The following is a 613-nucleotide window of genomic DNA, read 5'->3' as shown; positions in this document are numbered from 1 at the left end:
TGTTGTTTTAATAATGACTATAAATTTAATCCACAAGTTTTGGATGCTTGGGCTAGAATTTTGTTACAAGTAAAAAATAGTGTTGTATGGATATCGGAAAATAATCAATCCTTCAAAGGCAACATAACGGCTGAATTTAATCAGCGTGGTATCGACTCTAGTAGAGTGATTTTTGCGCAAAGGCAGGACCTCATGGCTGACCATTTAGCCAGATATGCGCTAGCAGATTTGTTTTTGGATACATGCCCGTATAACGCTCACACTACGGCCTTAGACTCCCTAAAGGCTGGCATACCGGTCTTAACACTGATGGGACAATCTTTTGCCAGTCGCGTAGCTGCCAGCCTATTACGTGCAGTTGGCTTACCAGAACTCATTGCCAATACCTGGGAAGAATATGAGGCGTTAGCGATTGAGTTGGCGATGAGCCCTCAAAAACTTGCTCAAATGAAATCGAGATTAGCTGACAATCGCATGACCGCCCCTTTATTTAATACCCCACTGTTTACTAAAAATCTGGAAACTGCTTATTCCAAAATGTATGAGTGTTATCAGGCAGATTTGCCGGTAGACCATATATCCATCTGCTAGGAAGATTTTGGGGGGTTGAAAG

At 41.9% G+C, this 613-nt stretch carries 1 pseudogene; it reads left to right on the top strand.

Features of this window, described 5'->3' with window-relative positions:
• Window positions 1-591: pseudogene (locus ICN43_RS11090) on the top strand (hypothetical protein); the annotation flags it as partial.
• Between the last annotated feature and the right edge of the window lie 22 nt (window positions 592-613).

It is taken from the genome of Polynucleobacter sp. UK-Mo-2m-Kol15 (genome assembly GCF_018881505.1).
In the GTDB taxonomy this organism is placed as follows: domain Bacteria; phylum Pseudomonadota; class Gammaproteobacteria; order Burkholderiales; family Burkholderiaceae; genus Polynucleobacter.
The sequence above is the reverse complement of the archived record's forward strand: the minus strand, read 5'-3'. Positions and strand labels throughout refer to the sequence as shown.